Annotated in this window: 22 protein-coding genes; 15 read left to right on the forward strand and 7 right to left on the reverse strand. The window is 54.2% G+C overall.

Going from position 1 to position 19,706, the window contains the following annotated elements:
* Positions 1–56: 56 nt before the first annotated feature.
* The 4 genes from pyrC to mdtH all read right to left on the reverse strand — a co-directional run bounded on the left by pyrC (position 57) and on the right by mdtH (position 3,811).
* On the reverse strand, positions 57–1,103 hold the full coding sequence (gene pyrC, locus ACLJTG_RS00150) for a dihydroorotase (RefSeq protein ID WP_017466077.1): 1,047 nt from the start codon (positions 1,101–1,103) through the stop codon (positions 57–59).
* Positions 1,104–1,206: 103 nt separating this feature from the next.
* Positions 1,207–1,767, reverse strand: coding sequence for a lipoprotein (locus tag ACLJTG_RS00155; protein ID WP_000713057.1), 561 nt, complete (start codon positions 1,765–1,767; stop codon positions 1,207–1,209).
* Positions 1,768–1,891: 124 nt separating this feature from the next.
* Positions 1,892–2,539, reverse strand: coding sequence for a glutaredoxin 2 (gene grxB / locus ACLJTG_RS00160; RefSeq protein ID WP_000780895.1), 648 nt, complete (start codon positions 2,537–2,539; stop codon positions 1,892–1,894).
* A 63-nt stretch (positions 2,540–2,602) separates the two neighbouring features.
* The gene (gene mdtH / locus ACLJTG_RS00165) at positions 2,603–3,811 is read right to left on the reverse strand and encodes a multidrug efflux MFS transporter MdtH (RefSeq protein ID WP_000092178.1); all 1,209 of its coding nucleotides are present in this window, start codon (positions 3,809–3,811) and stop codon (positions 2,603–2,605) included.
* A 236-nt stretch (positions 3,812–4,047) separates the two neighbouring features.
* On the opposite strand from mdtH, the gene rimJ reads away from it, so the two are divergent.
* The 4 genes from rimJ to murJ all read left to right on the forward strand — a co-directional run bounded on the left by rimJ (position 4,048) and on the right by murJ (position 8,079).
* Entirely contained in the window at positions 4,048–4,632 is a 585-nt protein-coding gene (gene rimJ, locus ACLJTG_RS00170; RefSeq protein ID WP_000468204.1) for a ribosomal protein S5-alanine N-acetyltransferase, read from the forward strand.
* Positions 4,633–4,667: 35 nt separating this feature from the next.
* Positions 4,668–5,315, forward strand: coding sequence for a YceH family protein (locus ACLJTG_RS00175; RefSeq protein WP_000873048.1), 648 nt, complete (start codon positions 4,668–4,670; stop codon positions 5,313–5,315).
* A gap of 1 nt (position 5,316) precedes the next feature.
* On the forward strand, positions 5,317–6,240 hold the full coding sequence (locus tag ACLJTG_RS00180) for a Gfo/Idh/MocA family protein (protein WP_001259725.1): 924 nt from the start codon (positions 5,317–5,319) through the stop codon (positions 6,238–6,240).
* Positions 6,241–6,543: 303 nt separating this feature from the next.
* Positions 6,544–8,079 (forward strand): murein biosynthesis integral membrane protein MurJ, encoded by a 1,536-nt coding sequence (gene murJ / locus ACLJTG_RS00185; protein WP_001537775.1) that lies wholly within the window; start codon positions 6,544–6,546, stop codon positions 8,077–8,079.
* 81 nt (positions 8,080–8,160) lie between these two features.
* Here murJ and flgN read toward each other — a convergent pair whose 3' ends face one another.
* From flgN to flgA, 3 genes are all read right to left on the reverse strand, one after another.
* Positions 8,161–8,583 (reverse strand): flagella biosynthesis chaperone FlgN, encoded by a 423-nt coding sequence (gene flgN, locus ACLJTG_RS00190; protein WP_079951267.1) that lies wholly within the window; start codon positions 8,581–8,583, stop codon positions 8,161–8,163.
* 4 nt (positions 8,584–8,587) lie between these two features.
* On the reverse strand, positions 8,588–8,881 hold the full coding sequence (gene flgM / locus ACLJTG_RS00195) for a flagellar biosynthesis anti-sigma factor FlgM (RefSeq protein WP_000020893.1): 294 nt from the start codon (positions 8,879–8,881) through the stop codon (positions 8,588–8,590).
* A 91-nt stretch (positions 8,882–8,972) separates the two neighbouring features.
* A complete protein-coding gene (flgA, locus tag ACLJTG_RS00200) occupies positions 8,973–9,632 on the reverse strand; it encodes a flagellar basal body P-ring formation chaperone FlgA (protein ID WP_001194082.1) in 660 nt (219 codons plus the stop codon).
* 156 nt (positions 9,633–9,788) lie between these two features.
* Here flgA and flgB point away from each other — a divergent pair, with 156 nt between their 5' ends.
* The 11 genes from flgB (at position 9,789) to flgL (ending at position 19,639) form a co-directional block, all read left to right on the forward strand.
* Complete coding sequence (flgB, locus tag ACLJTG_RS00205; protein ID WP_000887043.1) at positions 9,789–10,205, forward strand: flagellar basal body rod protein FlgB; 417 nt, start codon at positions 9,789–9,791, stop codon at positions 10,203–10,205.
* Between the two features lie 3 nt (positions 10,206–10,208).
* On the forward strand, positions 10,209–10,613 hold the full coding sequence (gene flgC, locus ACLJTG_RS00210; RefSeq protein WP_001196448.1) for a flagellar basal body rod protein FlgC: 405 nt from the start codon (positions 10,209–10,211) through the stop codon (positions 10,611–10,613).
* Between the two features lie 11 nt (positions 10,614–10,624).
* The gene (gene flgD, locus ACLJTG_RS00215) at positions 10,625–11,323 is read left to right on the forward strand and encodes a flagellar hook assembly protein FlgD (RefSeq protein ID WP_000020450.1); all 699 of its coding nucleotides are present in this window, start codon (positions 10,625–10,627) and stop codon (positions 11,321–11,323) included.
* Positions 11,324–11,349: 26 nt separating this feature from the next.
* A complete protein-coding gene (gene flgE / locus ACLJTG_RS00220; RefSeq protein ID WP_000010562.1) occupies positions 11,350–12,561 on the forward strand; it encodes a flagellar hook protein FlgE in 1,212 nt (403 codons plus the stop codon).
* A gap of 20 nt (positions 12,562–12,581) precedes the next feature.
* Positions 12,582–13,337 (forward strand): flagellar basal body rod protein FlgF, encoded by a 756-nt coding sequence (locus ACLJTG_RS00225; RefSeq protein ID WP_000349278.1) that lies wholly within the window; start codon positions 12,582–12,584, stop codon positions 13,335–13,337.
* A gap of 13 nt (positions 13,338–13,350) precedes the next feature.
* On the forward strand, positions 13,351–14,133 hold the full coding sequence (gene flgG / locus ACLJTG_RS00230; RefSeq protein WP_000625851.1) for a flagellar basal-body rod protein FlgG: 783 nt from the start codon (positions 13,351–13,353) through the stop codon (positions 14,131–14,133).
* A gap of 54 nt (positions 14,134–14,187) precedes the next feature.
* Positions 14,188–14,886, forward strand: coding sequence for a flagellar basal body L-ring protein FlgH (gene flgH / locus ACLJTG_RS00235; RefSeq protein WP_001174897.1), 699 nt, complete (start codon positions 14,188–14,190; stop codon positions 14,884–14,886).
* An 11-nt stretch (positions 14,887–14,897) separates the two neighbouring features.
* Positions 14,898–15,995, forward strand: a complete 1,098-nt coding sequence (locus ACLJTG_RS00240; RefSeq protein ID WP_001518955.1) for a flagellar basal body P-ring protein FlgI — start codon at positions 14,898–14,900, stop codon at positions 15,993–15,995.
* Positions 15,995–16,945 carry a flagellar assembly peptidoglycan hydrolase FlgJ gene (gene flgJ / locus ACLJTG_RS00245; RefSeq protein ID WP_000578685.1) on the forward strand — a complete coding sequence of 317 codons (951 nt, stop codon included), beginning with the start codon at positions 15,995–15,997 and terminating at the stop codon, positions 16,943–16,945. Before ACLJTG_RS00240 ends, flgJ begins: the two co-directional genes overlap by 1 nt.
* A 64-nt stretch (positions 16,946–17,009) precedes the next feature.
* The gene (gene flgK, locus ACLJTG_RS00250) at positions 17,010–18,671 is read left to right on the forward strand and encodes a flagellar hook-associated protein FlgK (protein WP_000096425.1); all 1,662 of its coding nucleotides are present in this window, start codon (positions 17,010–17,012) and stop codon (positions 18,669–18,671) included.
* A gap of 14 nt (positions 18,672–18,685) precedes the next feature.
* Positions 18,686–19,639: a flagellar hook-associated protein FlgL gene (gene flgL, locus ACLJTG_RS00255; RefSeq protein ID WP_001223032.1), complete on the forward strand. Its 954-nt coding sequence runs from the start codon at positions 18,686–18,688 to the stop codon at positions 19,637–19,639.
* The last annotated feature ends 67 nt before the right edge of the window (positions 19,640–19,706 follow it).

Here is a 19,706-nt window from a genome sequence, read left to right on the forward strand (position 1 = left end):
TATACTGGATATATATACAGTTAAATCCAATATATAGCAACAGATAAGCGCATTTTTTATTTTTTTACTGACCAGCGTACTGTTTCACCCGCTAAAAAAGGCACCAGCGAATCATCAGCCAGCGCGATATTTTCCGGTACCTGTTGTTCATCGCGAACCAGTTCCACCCACCCCGTATTCACCGGCAGGCCATAGAATTGCGGGCCATTCAGTGAACAGAACGCTTCAAAGTGCGCCAGCGCGTTCATTTCCTCAAACACGGTGGCATAACTGCCAAGGGCGGAGGGGGCGTTGAAACAACCGGCGCAGCCGCAACTGGTCTCTTTACGATGACGTGAATGCGGCGCTGAATCCGTCCCCAGGAAGGCGCGCGTAAAACCACTGGCAACCAGTTCGCGTAACGCCTGCTGGTGAATATTGCGTTTCAGAATCGGCAGACAGTACAGGTGAGGACGAATGCCGCCGACCAGCATATCATTACGGTTAAACATTAAATGTTGAGGCGTAATGGTAGCCGCCAGGTAGTCGTTGCCGTCACGTACATACTGCGCGGCATCTTTGGTCGTGATGTGCTCAAAGACCACTTTAAGCGCGGTCAGACGCTGGCGTAGCGGTTCCATTACGGTGTCGATAAAACGCGCTTCACGATCGAATATATCAACATCCGCATGGGTCACCTCCCCGTGGACCAGCAATGGTATTCCGAGTTTTTCCATCCGCTCCAGTACCGGCATGATAGCGTCGACTGACGTTACGCCATGACTGGAGTTAGTGGTGGCATTGGCCGGGTAAAGCTTAGCCGCAGTAAATACGCCTTCATGGAAACCACGCTCCAGTTCATCGGCATCGAGCGAATCCGTTAAATAGCAGGTCATTAACGGCGTGAAATCATGCCCGGCGGGCACCGCATCGAGAATACGCTGGCGGTAGGCGATCGCTGCATCAACGGTCGTGATGGGGGACGCCAGGTTCGGCATCACGATAGCGCGACCATAAATTTCGCTGGTATAGGGTACGACCGTTTTTAACATGTCGCCATCGCGAAGGTGAACGTGCCAGTCGTCCGGGCGGCGGATCTTTAAAACCTGGGATGGTGCAGTCATTAATAAGCTCCGGCTGAGGAATAGTCTTTTTGCCGGAAACAAAGGATAAGCGGAAACGTTTTCGTTTGCACGTAAAAAAAGGGCGCGAGCGCGCCCTCCGAAATCAATTGGTGAAAGGAATAACGATTTCACCAGGTTTAACTTCAATGCCTTTCGCGAGTTTCTTCGCTAACGCTTCGCCTTTACTGCTGTCCTCACGCAACACGTAAGCGGGCCGCTGGTTAAAGTAGCTACGTAAAGACTGATTTAAATAAGGCAGGAGCGTTTGTAGCACCGATTGCATTTTCTCCGGCGTCACGGTGGCGTCTACTACTTCCATCTCCTGAAGATAGATGGCGCCTTTTTCTTTATCAAAGACCGGCAGGGCTTTTAGCTTGAGTTTCATCGTCGCTTTTTGACTGCCAAACAGGGAATTCATATCCAGCCTGGCATCGCCAGTAAGGGTGACTTTATTAGGCTCTTCCCGACCAATCTGGCTGACAAGGTTAGTCAATACGATATGCGCGTCGGCAATGCCGGGCAGACCAATATCTTTTGAGAAATTATTCCGTTTTTCAAGCGCTTGATTGATTTCTTGTTCGCTAATGGTGTATTGCGTAAGTTGATTACAACCCACTAACAGGCCGCTAACTACCAGCGCAGCGGCAAAAAAAAACTTTTTCATGGCGTTCCTTAGCATGTTGCCTGTGCCCTAATCTTGACACAAAGCAGCATGTCGCGCCAGCGGACATGGCGCCACTAGAAAAAGCTGAAAAAGGCGGCAAGAAAGGGTTGCCGCCTGGCGGGCGTTAGATAGCCATTGAGGAGAGTAAATTAATTTGCGTCTGCTTCGCCATATTATCGCGATAGTCCGCGACTTTTGTCGGCCAGTGGATACCGGCGACCAGCGTCAGATTACGCAGAAGCGGAAACAGATGAATATCATCTTCCGATAATTCGCCGTTAACGGCGTTAGGCTGTACGATGAGTTTATCCAGCAAACGTAAATCATCGCCGATCTTTTTAATCAGTCCGGCAGAGTGCGCAAGATGGTTGTCAAAACTGCCAGATGAGGCTTCTTTTTTGCGGATAAAATACTGGCGCGCCGCAGGGGTAGAAAATTCATCGAAAGCGGATTTTGCAAATCGCGGCAGCAGTAGCTGATTAACGTAACCGTTAACTTTGCGCAACCACTCTTCAATGGCTGTATTGCGTTTCCCGGTTAACAGCGGTTTGCCGTCGAGGTTGTCGACATAATGTACAATATCCATACTTTCAGGAAGGTAGCGACTATCATCTTTTTGCAGGATGGGTACCATCTTTTGACCAATCATCCGGGTGGGCGTCGCCTCGTCGTCATTTTGTAACACGTTAAGTTCAACGGGGATGTTCTTCAGGCCGAAAATCATGCGGGCTTTAACGCAGAAAGGGCAATGATCGTAAATATAAAGCTTCACGTTTCTCCTCCATTTGACTGTCGGTATCTGACCAGTATGGAGGAGATAGCGACAGGTATCAAATCAGGCGCCGGGTTCCAGCATCCGGCGCGGCGTGCGTTTATGACTAAATTGCCAGCCTAAAGCCAAAAAGGTGATGAAGCCGATAATACCGAGCATCATCCACGGTAGTTCAGGCTGCGCAAGCGCTTTCCCCATATCAAACAACCAGCCGCCGCCGATATAACCAATCGCGCCGCCAATGGCTAATCCCAGACGGCTAAAGCCCATATAGCTTCCCCGCGCCCTCGCGTCCGCGAGCGACGCGCTGAGCGTTTCGCGCGCTGGTTCGGCGATAACCGAGCCGATGTAGAAAGCGCAAATAAGCGTAAAAAGCTGCTGTAAATTGCCCACCATCCCGATGGGGAGCATGCTCAGCGACATGACGAGCAAACCGGCCATCAGCCGATGCTCCAGCCGAAAACGCTTTTCGCTCCAGCGGGCAATCGGGTAGAGCAACGTCAGCGAGAGACACGCTTCAATAGCGTACATCCATTTCACGGCAGCAGGCGAACCGGCGATATCGTTTACCATAATCGGCAGCATTAACATGACCTGTACCGCCAGCATATAGTAGCCCGCCAGCGTCAGCACGTAGGTGACAAACCTTTTATCGCTCATGACGCGGCGCATTCCTTCACGCACCGGCGTTCTGACCGTTGATAGCTTCCAGGCCGGAAGCAGCCATGCGTTGAAAAGGGCGCATAATATGAACAAAATAGCGCCCGTCGCGCAGACCAGGCGAAAATCGTATTGTAGCAACCAGCTTCCCAGCAGCGCGCCAATCACCGCGCCCGCGCTGTCCTGCATCATCAACAGAGAGAAGAAGCGGCCCCGTTGCTCCGGACGAATTAATTTGACCACCAGCGCTGAACGCGGCGGGTCGAAAAGCGTACCGCCGAGACCGGAAAGAAAGCAGGAAAACCACAAGAGCCAGGGCTCATGCGCGATACCCATGGTGGCAAAGCCTGCGGCGCGCATCAGCATACCGGTGACAATCATCGGTTTCGCGCCAAAGCGATCGGCGATGGCTCCGCCAAAAATGCCCAGACCTTGTTGAATAAACTGGCGCAGGCCGAGCGCGATCCCTACCATTACGGCAGCCCACCCCATTTGATCGACAAAGCGAATAGAGATGAGCGGGAAGACGACGAAAAAACCCAGCACCACCAACATGTTATCGATGAGAAGAAAATATTTACCCAGGTTCCTCGCCTGCGAGACGCGCGACATTTCCCCTCCCGGGAAATAAAAGATGAGCGTCTTCTATTCTGCGGCGGCGTTTCGTTTTTTCCTACCGTTAGCGGGACAATATTTTTTTATCAAAAGTCCTTTTTAATCGAGAGTTTTCATCAAAATGTGGCAGCAATTCAAAAAATGACGATTTGCGCTTTTCACAGAGCCTGGTTGCGCAGGTATAGTAATGTTACTGGCGTGCTGAAGACGTTACAGGAAGGAGTAGGTATAGAATGTTTGGCTATCGTAGTAACGTGCCAAAAGTGCGCTTAACCACCGATCGTCTGGTGGTACGTTTAGTGCATGAGCGTGATGCCTGGCGTCTGGCCGATTATTACGCGGAAAATCGTCATTTTTTAAAACCCTGGGAACCGGTCCGTGATGAAAGTCATTGTTATCCTTCAGGATGGCAGGCGCGTCTGGGAATGATCGGTGAATTTCACAAACAGGGCTCCGCCTTCTATTTCGCGCTACTTGATCCGGAAGAAAAAGAAATTATCGGCGTGGCGAATTTTTCCAATGTGGTGCGCGGTTCTTTTCATGCCTGTTATCTGGGCTATTCCATTGCGCAAAAGTGGCAGGGGCAAGGGCTGATGTTTGAAGCCTTAACCGCTGCGATTCGCTATATGCAGCGCACTCAGCATATCCACCGTATCATGGCGAACTATATGCCGCACAACAAACGTAGCGGCGCGTTGCTGGCGCGGCTTGGCTTTGAAAAAGAAGGCTATGCGAAAGATTATCTGTTGATTGATGGACAATGGCGCGACCATGTCCTGACGGCGTTAACCACGCCGTTATGGACGCCGGGGCGTTGAGCGGCTTACGGAATGAGAGGCAAAGGGAGAAAACGATGAAATATGAATTAACCGCCACTGAAGCGCGAGTGATTGGCTGTCTGCTGGAAAAGCAGGTGACAACGCCGGAACAGTATCCGCTTTCCGTCAACGGGGTGGTGACAGCCTGTAATCAGAAAACCAACCGTGAACCGGTGATGAACCTGACGGAACAAGAGGTGCAGGAACAGCTCGATAACCTGGTGAAACGCCACTTTTTGCGTACGGTCAGCGGGTTTGGCAACCGCGTCACCAAATATGAACAGCGCTTCTGTAATTCCGAATTTGGCGATCTGAAACTTAGCGCGGCGGAAGTGGCGCTCGTCACTACGCTGCTGCTGCGCGGCGCGCAAACGCCCGGCGAGTTGCGTAGCCGGGCGTCGCGGATGCATGAATTCAGCGATATGACGGAAGTTGAATCCACGCTGGAACGGCTTGCCAGTCGTGAGGACGGCCCGTATGTCGTCCGTCTGGCGCGTGAACCGGGTAAGCGCGAAAGCCGTTATATGCACCTTTTTTGCGGCGACGTCGATGAACTGTCTCTCCAGACGTCTGCGCCGGAAAGTGCGTCGGGCGATCTTCAGTCGCGCGTCGAAGCGCTGGAAAGCGAAGTGGCGGAGTTAAAGCAGCGGCTGGATTCTTTGTTAGCTCACCTGGGGGAGTAATGTGAGAACATTACGGATTGGCATTGTCGGATTAGGCGGTATTGCGCAGAAGGCCTGGCTGCCGGTATTAACCAACACCGCCGGATGGACGCTACAGGGCGCCTGGTCTCCTTCGCGGGATAAAGCCTTACGTATCTGCGAAAGCTGGCGCATACCGTATGTGGATTCGCTGGCGAATTTAGCGTCCGGCTGCGATGCGGTCTTTGTCCACTCCAGTACCGCAAGCCATTATGCCGTGGTCAGCGAACTTCTCAATGCCGGCGTCCATGTCTGCGTGGATAAACCGCTGGCGGAAAATCTACGTGATGCCGAACGGCTGGTGGCGCTGGCGGCGCAAAAAAAATTGACGCTGATGGTTGGCTTTAATCGCCGTTTCGCGCCGCTGTACCGCGAACTGAAGACGCGCCTCGGCACTGCGGCGTCACTGCGTATGGATAAACATCGTACCGATAGCATCGGGCCGCACGACTTACGTTTTACTTTGCTCGATGACTATCTGCATGTCGTGGATACCGCTCTGTGGCTGGCGGGCGGCGAGGCGCGCCTTGCCAGCGGCACGTTGCTCACCAGCGAGTCCGGCGAAATGTGCTATGCGGAACATCATTTTTCCGCCGACAAACTACAAATTACCACCAGTATGCACCGGCGCGCCGGAAGTCAGCGTGAATCGGTCCAGGCCGTCACCGACGGCGGGTTGTATGACGTGACGGATATGCGTGAATGGCGCGAAGAGCGCGGGCAGGGTATTCTCATCAAACCCATTCCGGGTTGGCAAACGACGCTTGAACAGCGTGGTTTTGTCGGATGCGCGCGACATTTCATTGACTGCGTACAAAATCAGACGGTTCCGGAAACGGCGGGGGAGCAGGCGATTTTGGCCCAGCGCGTCGTGGAGGCGCTGTGGCGGGACGCCATCAGCGAATAACCCTCTGTAACATCTGGCGGTAGTAATTCATCGTAATCCAGGTACTATACCCTCAATAATTCGAGTTGCAGAAAAGCTAACGCACATGCAGCTCGAAGTATGGCGGGTATATATGCCCACTCTACATAATACCTCTTTTCACAGTGAATAATGGCAAACCGTGGGGAGTCTGTAAGGCCTGATAAGACGTTTTAACGTCGCCGTCAGGCGCGGTGATACAGCCGGATACGGCAGAAGTTGCGTTATCCGGTCGATGGATCAGCCATGCAGGAGTTTTACGCCAGGGTCTGGAATACAAAAGAAATGAATTTATTGAAATCGCTGGCTGCCGTCAGCTCGATGACTATGTTTTCACGCGTGTTGGGCTTTGCCCGTGATGCGATTGTCGCCAGAATTTTTGGCGCAGGGATGGCGACCGACGCCTTTTTTGTGGCGTTTAAACTCCCCAATCTACTACGCCGGATCTTTGCCGAAGGCGCTTTTTCTCAGGCCTTTGTGCCTATCCTGGCGGAATATAAGAGCAAGCAGGGTGAAGAAGCGACGCGGATCTTTGTCGCTTACGTTTCCGGCCTGTTGACGCTGGCATTGGCCGTCGTGACGGTGGCCGGTATGCTGGCCGCCCCGTGGGTGATTATGGTAACCGCGCCGGGTTTTGCCGATACTGCGGATAAATTCGCGCTGACGACGCAACTGCTGCGGATTACGTTTCCCTATATTCTGCTGATCTCGCTGGCTTCACTGGTTGGCGCCATTCTCAACACCTGGAATCGCTTCTCTATTCCCGCTTTTGCGCCGACATTTCTTAATATCAGCATGATCGGTTTTGCATTATTCGCCGCGCCATACTTTAATCCGCCGGTGCTGGCGTTAGCCTGGGCAGTCACCGTCGGCGGCGTGCTGCAACTGGTGTATCAACTTCCGTATTTGAAAAAGATCGGTATGCTGGTGCTGCCGCGCATTAACTTTCGCGACACCGGGGCGATGCGGGTGGTCAAACAGATGGGGCCGGCGATTTTGGGCGTTTCCGTCAGTCAGATCTCCCTTATCATCAATACCATTTTCGCCTCGTTTCTGGCCTCCGGCTCGGTCTCATGGATGTACTATGCCGATCGGTTGATGGAGTTCCCGTCCGGCGTGCTGGGCGTGGCGTTGGGGACCATCCTGTTGCCGTCATTGTCGAAAAGTTTTGCCAGCGGCAATCATGATGAGTACTGCCGCCTGATGGACTGGGGGCTGCGTTTGTGCTTTTTACTGGCGTTGCCGAGCGCGGTAGCGTTAGGCATTCTGGCGAAGCCGCTGACGGTCTCGCTGTTTCAGTACGGTAAATTCACCGCCTTTGATGCGGCGATGACGCAGCGGGCGTTAATCGCCTATTCGGTGGGGCTGATTGGCTTGATCGTCGTAAAAGTGTTGGCCCCGGGCTTCTATTCTCGCCAGGATATTAAAACGCCGGTGAAAATCGCGATAGTGACGTTAATCATGACTCAGTTAATGAACCTGGCGTTTATTGGACCGCTGAAACACGCCGGGCTGTCGCTCTCTATTGGTCTGGCGGCATGTCTCAATGCGTCGCTGCTGTACTGGCAACTGCGCAAACAGAATATCTTTACGCCACAACCGGGTTGGATGTGGTTCCTGATGCGTCTGATCATTTCCGTACTGGTGATGGCCGCCGTATTGTTCGGCGTGTTGCATATTATGCCGGAGTGGTCGCAAGGGTCGATGTTATGGCGTTTGCTGCGTTTGATGGCGGTAGTGATCGCGGGTATCGCGGCCTATTTCGCCGCGCTTGCCGTGCTGGGCTTTAAAGTGAAAGAGTTTGTTCGCCGGACGGCGTAAATTCAGTGCCTGATAGCGCTGTGCTATCAGGCCTACAAGGCATTCAGGCCGGAAAGGCGCAACGTCGCCATCCGGCAATGATTAGATAGAAATTTTTTTACCGCCGCGGTGAGAGACGGAAGTCTGACCGTCAGCCCCGTACAAGCTCGGCTCCTGGTGAGGTTTCAGCACCTCCAGCGCCTGTTGATTACGCTCGATTTGCCCTTCCAGCAGCCAGCCGTTGTGCTGGTTGAGGTCGCGAAGATGCTGCGTTTTTTCGGTAATCGCCTGCCAGCGCTCTGCAATGTCATCGTTTGCGCTACGCTGCGCATTCTGCTCCAGACGGCGCTGTTGTTCCAGATAATCCAGCGTCGCCAGCAACGAGCTTTTTTCTTCTGTAATACGCTGTAGCTGGCTGCCGTTAATCTGGCCTACGGAAAGCTGTTGTTGCTCGGCGTCCATCACCGTCTTCAGGTCATTCAGGACGGTGGTCATCTGGTCAAGTATTTCTGACAAACGAGTCATACGCTTATTTACTCTGTAAGTAGCTCTGCGCCTCGCGAATGAGCGAGTCTGCTATTTTTCCCGTATCCATTTTTAACTCACCGTTACGGATAGCCGTTTTTAATGCTTCGACGCGTTCCATATTAATGTCGCTGACGCCTGGCTGCATGAGCTTCGCTTGCGCGTCGCTTAACGTTACGCTGGCGCTCGTCGCGGCGGACGTTTTTTCCTGACGCGTTTTTTGTACCGGCGTGTCGCTGGTTTCGCGCGTCTGGACAGTGCTAACGGGTTTCAAAGGTGAGGTACGGTCAATGCTCATTTATTTATCCTCATCGAGGGTTACGTTGTAGCGGCCAGCTACCATCATGGTTGAATATCTCATCGGCAGCCGCGACAAAATCTTTACACAATTATAGGTTAATAAGAATATTCCCATCAGAATCGACGGTTCCACTCACGATTTGACCCGATGTCATGCGCACGCGCGCATTTTGCGCGACGGCGGCATTATTCATCGCCTGACCTTCCGCATTGACGCTGAACCCCTCGCCATTGGCGATGACCTGTACTCGTTGCCCCGCTTTGACGCGCCAGGCCTGACGTATCATCGTAAGCTGTACCGGCTGCCCGGGAGCGAGATCGCGCAAACTGACGGCATCCTGAATCTGACGGATATCCAGTACCGTCCGCGGCGGTAACTGATCCAGCCTGCCACGTTTTAGCGTGACGTTGGCCGGCGTCAATTTTCCGCCGCGCGCGATGGGCGCGGCAACGGCGACATAATTGCCGGTCGCTTGCACATTCACCTGCAAATAACGTTTTTCATTGGCGCAGCGCGCCACCACATTGACGTTGCCCCACAGCTTCGCGCTGCCCGTCATGCTGAAGGCTGGCTGCTCGCAGCTCGGTAGCAGATTGGGCGATGAACGGAGCGTGACAACCACCTCGTCGCTGAAGCCAGCCAGACGCTGGGAAAACCACGTGGTCAGCTGGGCGTTGATGTCCTGCGCCATTGTCAGGGGGCTGAACAGCAAAGCCGCCACGGCGAATCCTCGTTTTAACGTTTGCATGGTACTTCCCCCTGGTTGATGTCATGACAGGATTCTACCCGTGTGAAGCAAGCATCAACGCAATAAATAGCGACGCATTTTGCGTTTATTCCGGCGATAACGCGCGCGTGAAGGCATTTAAGCTGTCGGCTGAATTTTGCCATTTGCGGAGGAGATATGCTCGACAGGCTCGATGCCGCCTTACGATTTCAGCAGGAAGCGCTAAATCTGCGCGCGCAACGTCAGGAAATATTAGCGGCGAATATCGCCAATGCCGATACGCCGGGGTATCAGGCGCGCGATATTGATTTTGCCAGTGAGTTAAAAAAGGTGATGGTGCGTGGACGGGAAGAAACCGGCGGCGTCGCGTTAACGTTGACTTCCTCTCACCATATTCCCGCCCAGGCGGTCTCTTCTCCCGCAGTGGATCTGCTTTATCGCGTACCCGATCAGCCTTCTTTGGATGGTAACACCGTAGATATGGACAGGGAACGTACGCAGTTTGCGGATAACAGCCTCAAATATCAGATGGGGCTTACCGTTCTGGGTAGCCAACTCAAAGGCATGATGAATGTGCTACAGGGAGGAAACTAATTCGTGGCGCTGTTAAACATTTTTGATATTGCCGGATCGGCGCTTGCCGCGCAGTCCAAGCGGTTGAACGTTGCGGCCAGTAACCTGGCGAATGCGGATAGCGTCACCGGCCCGGACGGACAGCCTTATCGCGCCAAACAGGTGGTTTTTCAGGTGGACGCCGCGCCGGGTCAAGCCACTGGCGGGGTAAAGGTCGCCAGCGTGATTGAAAGTCAGGCACCGGAAAAGCTGGTTTATGAGCCAGGCAATCCGCTGGCGGACGCTAATGGTTACGTCAAAATGCCCAACGTCGATGTGGTCGGCGAAATGGTCAACACGATGTCAGCCTCGCGCAGCTATCAGGCAAATATCGAAGTCCTGAATACCGTAAAAAGCATGATGCTTAAAACGCTGACATTAGGCCAGTAAAGGAGGCGCGTATGTCTATTGCCGTAAATATGAATGACCCGACCAACACGGGCGTCAAAACGACGACCGGCAGCGGGTCGATGACCGGAAGCAACGCTGCCGATCTGCAAAGCAGTTTCCTGACCTTACTGGTCGCGCAATTGAAGAACCAGGACCCGACTAACCCATTACAAAATAATGAGTTAACGACACAGTTGGCGCAAATCAGTACCGTGAGCGGCATTGAAAAACTGAATACGACGCTGGGGGCTATTTCCGGGCAAATCGATAATAGTCAGTCCCTACAGGCGACCACGCTGATTGGACATGGCGTTATGGTGCCTGGCACCACAATTCTGGCGGGTAAAGGCGCGGAAGAAGGGGCCGTGACGTCCACGACGCCGTTTGGCGTGGAATTGCAACAGCCTGCGGACAAAGTGACGGCAACCATTACCGATAAAGATGGCCGGGTGGTACGGACGCTGGAGATCGGTGAGTTGCGAGCCGGGGTACACACCTTTACCTGGGATGGTAAGCAAACGGACGGAACAACGGTACCGAATGGTTCTTACAACATTGCGATTACCGCCAGCAATGGCGGGACGCAACTGGTGGCGCAGCCGCTGCAATTCGCTCTGGTACAGGGCGTGACGAAGGGCAGTAACGGCAACCTGTTGGATCTGGGTACCTATGGCACCACCACACTCGACGAAGTTCGGCAAATAATCTAAGCCCTTACACTTATCAGGAGTCAGTCATGTCTTTTTCTCAAGCGGTTAGCGGCCTGAACGCTGCGGCCACCAACCTTGATGTTATCGGTAATAACATCGCCAACTCCGCCACCTATGGCTTTAAGTCCGGTACGGCATCATTTGCCGATATGTTCGCCGGTTCCAAAGTGGGGCTGGGCGTAAAAGTGGCGGGGATTACCCAGGATTTTACCGACGGTACGACAACGAACACCGGGCGCGGGCTGGATGTCGCGATTAGCCAGAACGGTTTTTTCCGCCTGGTAGACAGCAACGGTTCCGTGTTCTATAGCCGCAACGGCCAGTTCAAACTGGACGAGAACCGTAACCTGGTCAATATGCAGGGGATGCAGTTGACCGGCTATCCGGCCACCGGTACGCCGCCGACCATTCAGCAGGGGGCGAATCCTGCGCCGATCACCATTCCGAACACGCTGATGGCGGCGAAATCGACCACCACCGCGTCAATGCAGATCAACCTGAACTCAACGGACCCTGTACCGTCTAAAACGCCCTTTAGCGTGAGTGATGCGGATTCGTATAACAAAAAAGGCACTGTCACCGTTTATGACAGCCAGGGTAATGCCCATGACATGAACGTCTATTTTGTGAAAACCAAAGATAATGAATGGGCCGTGTACACCCATGACAGCAGCGATCCTGCAGCCACAGCGCCGGCGGCACCATCAACCACTCTGGTATTTAACGCAAACGGGACACTGCAATCCGGCGGTACGGTGAACATCACCACCGGTACGATTAATGGCGCGACAGCGGCCACCTTCTCCCTCAGCTTCCTTAACTCCATGCAGCAGAACACCGGGGCTAACAACATCGTCGCCACCAATCAAAACGGCTATAAGCCGGGCGACCTGGTGAGCTACCAGATTAACAACGACGGCACCGTAGTTGGCAACTACTCCAACGAGCAGGAGCAGGTGCTGGGGCAGATTGTGCTGGCTAACTTCGCCAACAACGAAGGTCTGGCATCCCAGGGCGATAACGTCTGGGCGGCGACGCAGGCTTCCGGGGTTGCGCTGCTGGGGACTGCCGGTTCCGGCAACTTCGGTAAGCTGACGAACGGCGCGCTGGAAGCCTCTAACGTGGATTTGAGTAAAGAGCTGGTGAATATGATCGTCGCGCAGCGTAACTACCAGTCGAATGCGCAGACCATCAAAACCCAGGACCAGATCCTCAATACGCTGGTTAACCTGCGCTAAGCGCCTGACGGGATAGCTTAATGGATCACGCAATTTATACCGCCATGGGGGCGGCCAGCCAGACGCTTAACCAGCAGGCGGTAACGGCCAGCAACCTAGCTAATGCCTCAACGCCGGGCTTTCGCGCGCAGCTTAACGCGCTACGCGCGGTGCCCGTTGATGGCCTCTCTTTAGCAACGCGCACGCTGGTTACGGCGTCGACGCCCGGGGCGGATATGACCCCGGGTCAGTTGGACTACACCTCCCGTCCGCTGGATGTCGCGTTACAGCAGGACGGCTGGCTGGTAGTGCAAGCGGCGGATGGCGCTGAAGGATATACCCGTAACGGGAATATCCAGGTGGGTCCGACCGGGCAGTTAACCATTCAGGGACATCCGGTTATCGGCGAAGGCGGCCCGATTACCGTTCCTGAAGGGTCGGAAATCACCATTGCGGCAGACGGCACGATCTCCGCGCTCAATCCCGGCGACCCGCCAAACACGGTGGCGCCCGTTGGGCGACTGAAGCTGGTCAAAGCGGAAGGCAATGAGGTGCAGCGGAGCGATGACGGTTTATTCCGCCTTACCGCCGAGGCACAGGCTGAACGCGGGGCGGTACTGGCCGCCGACCCGTCAATTCGCATTATGTCGGGCGTGCTGGAGGGCAGTAACGTCAAGCCGGTTGAAGCGATGACCGACATGATCGCCAACGCACGTCGTTTTGAAATGCAGATGAAGGTTATCACCAGCGTAGATGAGAACGAAGGGCGAGCTAACCAACTGCTGTCGATGAGTTAATACAGGACATTTTATGATCAGTTCATTATGGATCGCCAAAACCGGTCTGGACGCGCAGCAAACCAATATGGATGTGATTGCCAATAACCTGGCAAACGTCAGCACCAATGGTTTTAAGCGTCAGCGCGCGGTATTTGAAGATCTGTTGTATCAGACCATCCGCCAGCCGGGTGCGCAGTCGTCCGAGCAGACGACGCTGCCTTCCGGGCTGCAAATCGGTACCGGCGTGCGTCCGGTCGCCACGGAGCGCCTGCACAGTCAGGGGAACCTGTCGCAGACCAACAACAGTAAAGATGTGGCGATTAAAGGGCAGGGCTTTTTCCAGGTCATGCTGCCGGACGGTACGTCTGCCTATACCCGCGACGGCTCTTTCCAGGTGGATCAGAATGGTCAACTGGTGACGGCGGGCGGTTTTCAGGTGCAGCCGGCAATCACCATTCCGGCCAACGCGTTAAGCATCACGATTGGCCGCGACGGCGTGGTCAGCGTGACCCAGCAGGGGCAGGCCGCGCCGGTTCAGGTCGGGCAGCTTAACCTGACCACCTTTATGAACGACACCGGGCTGGAAAGCATCGGCGAGAACCTCTATATAGAAACGCAATCGTCCGGCGCGCCGAACGAAAGCACGCCGGGGCTCAACGGCGCGGGGTTGTTGTATCAAGGGTATGTCGAAACGTCGAACGTTAACGTGGCGGAAGAGCTGGTGAACATGATTCAGGTTCAACGCGCCTATGAAATTAACAGTAAAGCAGTATCGACGACCGATCAGATGCTGCAGAAACTGACGCAACTCTAAGGGGCCGCCGGTGGGGGATACGCCACCGGCTCCCTGATTTTGAAGATGAAGGTAATGCAAAAATACGCGCTTCACGCTTACCCAGTTATGGCCCTGATGGTCGCGACGCTGACAGGATGCGCCTGGATACCCGCTAAACCGCTCGTGCAGGGGGCGACCACGGCGCAGCCGATACCTGGCCCGGTACCGGTGGCGAATGGCTCCATATTTCAGTCTGCGCAGCCGATTAATTATGGCTATCAGCCGCTTTTTGAAGATCGTCGACCGCGTAATATCGGCGATACGCTCACGATTGTGTTACAGGAAAACGTCAGCGCCAGTAAAAGCTCGTCGGCAAATGCCAGCCGCGACGGCAAAACCAGCTTTGGTTTTGATACGGTACCGCGTTATCTGCAGGGATTATTCGGTAATTCCCGCGCGGATATGGAGGCCTCCGGCGGCAACTCTTTTAATGGTAAAGGCGGCGCGAATGCCAGCAATACCTTTAGCGGCACGCTGACCGTGACCGTCGATCAGGTTCTGGCCAATGGCAATTTACACGTCGTGGGGGAAAAACAGATCGCGATTAATCAGGGAACGGAATTCATCCGCTTCTCCGGCGTGGTAAATCCACGCACCATCAGCGGCAGCAACTCTGTTCCCTCGACACAGGTGGCGGATGCGCGGATTGAATATGTCGGGAACGGCTATATTAACGAAGCGCAAAATATGGGCTGGCTGCAACGTTTCTTCCTTAATTTGTCGCCGATGTAAGCGAGGTGTATGTGTTTAAAGCTCTTGCAGGAATCGTTCTGGCACTGGTTGCCACTCTGGCGCACGCCGAGCGTATCCGGGATCTGACCAGTGTCCAGGGAGTACGGGAAAACTCGCTGATCGGCTACGGGCTGGTGGTCGGGCTGGACGGTACGGGCGACCAGACGACCCAGACGCCATTTACCACCCAGACGCTGAATAACATGCTGTCACAACTGGGGATTACGGTCCCCACCGGCACCAACATGCAGTTGAAAAACGTGGCGGCGGTGATGGTGACGGCGTCGTATCCGCCTTTTGCGCGACAGGGACAAACGATCGATGTCGTCGTTTCCTCAATGGGGAACGCTAAAAGTCTGCGTGGCGGGACGTTATTAATGACGCCGTTAAAAGGGGTGGACAGCCAGGTGTATGCTCTGGCGCAGGGCAATATTCTGGTCGGCGGCGCGGGCGCTTCCGCAGGCGGCAGTAGCGTGCAGGTTAACCAGCTTAATGGCGGGCGCATCACTAATGGCGCGATTATCGAACGCGAGTTGCCGACTCAGTTCGGCGCTGGCAACACCATTAATCTGCAATTGAACGACGAAGATTTTACGATGGCGCAGCAAATTACCGACGCCATCAACCGCGCCCGCGGTTACGGCAGCGCCACTGCGCTTGATGCGCGAACGGTACAGGTGCGCGTGCCCAGCGGCAACAGCTCGCAGGTGCGTTTTCTGGCGGACATTCAAAATATGGAAGTCAACGTGACGCCGCAGGATGCAAAAGTCGTGATCAACTCGCGTACCGGTTCGGTGGTCATGAATCGGGAAGTCACGCTGGATAGCTGCGCTGTGGCGCAGGGCAATTTGTCAGTGACAGTCAATCGCCAGCTCAACGTCAACCAGCCGAATACGCCATTTGGCGGCGGGCAGACCGTGGTGACGCCACAGACTCAGATAGATTTGCGTCAGAGCGGCGGATCGCTACAGAGCGTGCGTTCCAGCGCCAATCTGAACAGCGTAGTGCGCGCGCTGAATGCGCTTGGCGCGACGCCGATGGACCTGATGTCGATTTTGCAGTCCATGCAGAGCGCGGGCTGTCTACGCGCCAAACTGGAAATCATCTGATGATCGGAGACGGTAAATTGCTGGCCAGCGCGGCCTGGGATGCGCAATCTCTGAACGAACTGAAAGCGAAAGCGGGCCAGGACCCGGCGGCGAATATCCGTCCTGTGGCCCGTCAGGTGGAAGGGATGTTTGTGCAGATGATGCTGAAAAGTATGCGCGAGGCTTTACCCAAAGATGGTTTATTCAGCAGCGATCAGACGCGTCTGTATACCAGCATGTATGACCAACAGATCGCCCAGCAGATGACCGCCGGTAAGGGATTGGGGCTGGCGGATATGATGGTTAAACAGATGACGGGCGGGCAGACGATGCCTGCGGATGATGCGCCGCAAGTACCGCTTAAATTCTCCCTGGAGACGGTAAACAGCTATCAAAATCAGGCGCTGACCCAACTGGTGCGCAAAGCCATACCGAAAACGCCGGACAGCAGCGATGCGCCGCTCTCCGGCGACAGTAAAGACTTTCTGGCCCGGCTTTCGCTCCCGGCGAGGCTGGCCAGCGAACAAAGCGGGGTGCCGCATCATCTGATTCTGGCGCAGGCGGCGCTGGAGTCCGGCTGGGGGCAACGGCAAATCCTGCGGGAGAATGGCGAACCCAGCTATAACGTATTTGGCGTGAAAGCGACCGCCAGTTGGAAAGGGCCGGTGACGGAAATCACCACCACTGAATACGAGAATGGCGAAGCGAAAAAAGTGAAAGCGAAATTCCGCGTCTATAGCTCGTATCTGGAGGCATTATCGGATTATGTCGCGCTGTTAACGCGTAACCCACGCTACGCTGCCGTGACCACTGCCGCCACGGCAGAGCAGGGCGCAGTGGCTCTGCAAAACGCCGGATACGCCACTGACCCGAATTACGCGCGTAAATTGACCAGCATGATTCAGCAGTTGAAAGCGATGAGTGAAAAGGTCAGCAAAACCTACAGCGCGAATCTCGACAATCTCTTTTAAATTGCTCAAGTCCACGTAGTCGCTGCCGATAACAACGAGTATTGAAGGATTAAAAGGAACCATCATGTCCAGCTTGATTAATCACGCCATGAGCGGACTTAACGCCGCGCAGGCCGCGTTAAATACGGTCAGTAATAACATCAACAATTATAACGTTGCGGGTTATACCCGGCAGACAACTATTCTGGCGCAGGCAAACAGTACGTTAGGGGCTGGCGGCTGGATAGGTAATGGCGTTTACGTTTCAGGCGTACAGCGCGAATATGATGCGTTTATCACTAATCAGCTACGCGGCGCGCAAAACCAGAGCAGCGGCTTAACCACGCGCTATGAACAAATGTCGAAAATCGACAACCTGCTGGCCGATAAATCCAGCTCACTGTCTGGCTCGCTGCAGAGTTTTTTTACCAGCCTGCAAACGTTAGTCAGTAACGCGGAAGATCCTGCGGCGCGTCAGGCGCTGATTGGTAAAGCGGAAGGGCTGGTAAACCAGTTCAAAACCACCGATCAGTATCTGCGCGATCAGGATAAACAGGTCAATATCGCGATTGGCTCCAGCGTGGCGCAAATCAACAATTACGCGAAGCAGATAGCTAACCTGAACGATCAAATCTCCCGTATGACGGGCGTAGGCGCGGGCGCATCGCCGAACGACCTGCTCGATCAACGTGATCAGTTGGTTAGCGAGCTTAACAAGATCGTTGGCGTCGAGGTGAGTGTACAGGACGGCGGCACCTATAACCTGACGATGGCCAATGGCTATACGCTGGTGCAGGGGTCGACGGCGCGTCAGTTGGCGGCGGTTCCCTCCAGCGCCGACCCGACGCGAACGACTGTCGCTTATGTCGATGAGGCCGCCGGTAACATCGAAATTCCGGAAAAGTTGCTGAACACCGGTTCGCTCGGCGGATTACTGACGTTTCGTTCTCAGGATCTGGATCAGACTCGTAATACGCTGGGCCAGTTGGCGTTGGCGTTTGCCGATGCGTTTAACGCGCAGCATACCAAAGGTTATGACGCCGACGGCAATAAAGGGAAAGACTTCTTTAGCATTGGCTCGCCGGTGGTATATAGCAACAGTAATAATGCCGATAAAACGGTATCGCTAACCGCTAAGGTGGTCGACAGCACGAAGGTTCAGGCAACGGATTATAAGATTGTTTTTGACGGTACAGACTGGCAGGTTACTCGCACTGCGGATAACACCACTTTCACGGCGACAAAAGATGCTGACGGAAAACTGGAGATTGACGGTCTGAAAGTGACGGTAGGGACTGGCGCACAGAAAAACGACAGTTTTCTTCTCAAGCCGGTCAGCAATGCTATCGTCGACATGAACGTTAAAGTGACAAATGAAGCCGAGATTGCGATGGCGTCTGAGTCAAAACTCGATCCTGACGTGGATACTGGCGACAGCGATAACCGCAATGGTCAGGCATTGCTGGACTTACAAAACAGCAATGTAGTGGGCGGCAACAAAACTTTTAACGATGCTTACGCCACGTTGGTCAGCGATGTGGGTAACAAAACGTCAACGCTGAAAACCAGCAGCACCACGCAGGCGAATGTGGTTAAACAGCTTTATAAACAGCAACAGTCGGTTTCCGGCGTTAACCTCGACGAAGAGTACGGCAATTTGCAGCGTTATCAGCAGTATTATCTGGCGAATGCGCAAGTATTGCAGACCGCGAATGCGCTGTTTGATGCGTTATTGAATATTCGCTAAAGGAGAAGGATGACATGCGTATCAGTACCCAGATGATGTACGAACAAAATATGAGCGGCATCACTAATTCTCAGGCCGAATGGATGAAGCTGGGCGAGCAGATGTCTACCGGTAAGCGCGTTACCAACCCATCTGACGATCCGATCGCCGCGTCGCAGGCGGTAGTACTCTCTCAGGCGCAGGCGCAGAATAGCCAGTATGCCCTGGCGCGTACGTTTGCCACCCAAAAAGTGTCGCTGGAAGAAAGCGTACTCAGTCAGGTGACGACGGCGATTCAAACCGCGCAGGAAAAAATCGTCTATGCCGGAAACGGCACGTTAAGCGACGATGACCGCGCGTCGCTGGCGACGGATTTACAGGGCATCCGCGATCAGCTGATGAACCTGGCAAACAGCACTGACGGCAATGGTCGCTATATCTTTGCCGGGTATAAAACGGAAGCGGCGCCATTCGACCAGGCGACAGGTGGTTATCATGGCGGCGAGAAAAGTGTTACCCAGCAGGTGGATTCCGCACGCACGATGGTAATTGGCCATACGGGTGCGCAAATTTTTAATAGCATCACCAGCAATGCGGTGCCGGAACCGGATGGCTCGGACTCCGAAAAGAATCTGTTTGTCATGCTCGATACGGCAATTGCCGCACTCAAGACCCCGGTGGAAGGCAATGACGTGGAAAAAGAAAAAGCCGCTGCCGCCATTGATAAAACCAATCGCGGCTTAAAAAATTCGCTTAATAACGTCCTGACCGTTCGTGCGGAACTGGGAACGCAACTGAGCGAACTCAGTACGCTGGATTCACTGGGAAGCGACCGTGCGCTGGGACAGAAGCTGCAGATGAGCAACCTGGTAGATGTGGACTGGAACTCGGTCATTTCTTCCTACGTCATGCAACAGGCGGCATTACAGGCGTCCTATAAAACGTTTACCGACATGCAGGGAATGTCGCTTTTCCAGTTGAACCGGTAACGCCTCTTTTTGAAACATATCACGAAACTGGATATGTTTTGTCTGCCCGCGCCATCCACCCCGGCGC

The sequence above is a fragment of the Salmonella sp. SAL00672 genome (genome assembly GCF_046552175.1).
Classification (GTDB): Bacteria; Pseudomonadota; Gammaproteobacteria; order Enterobacterales; family Enterobacteriaceae; genus Salmonella; species Salmonella enterica.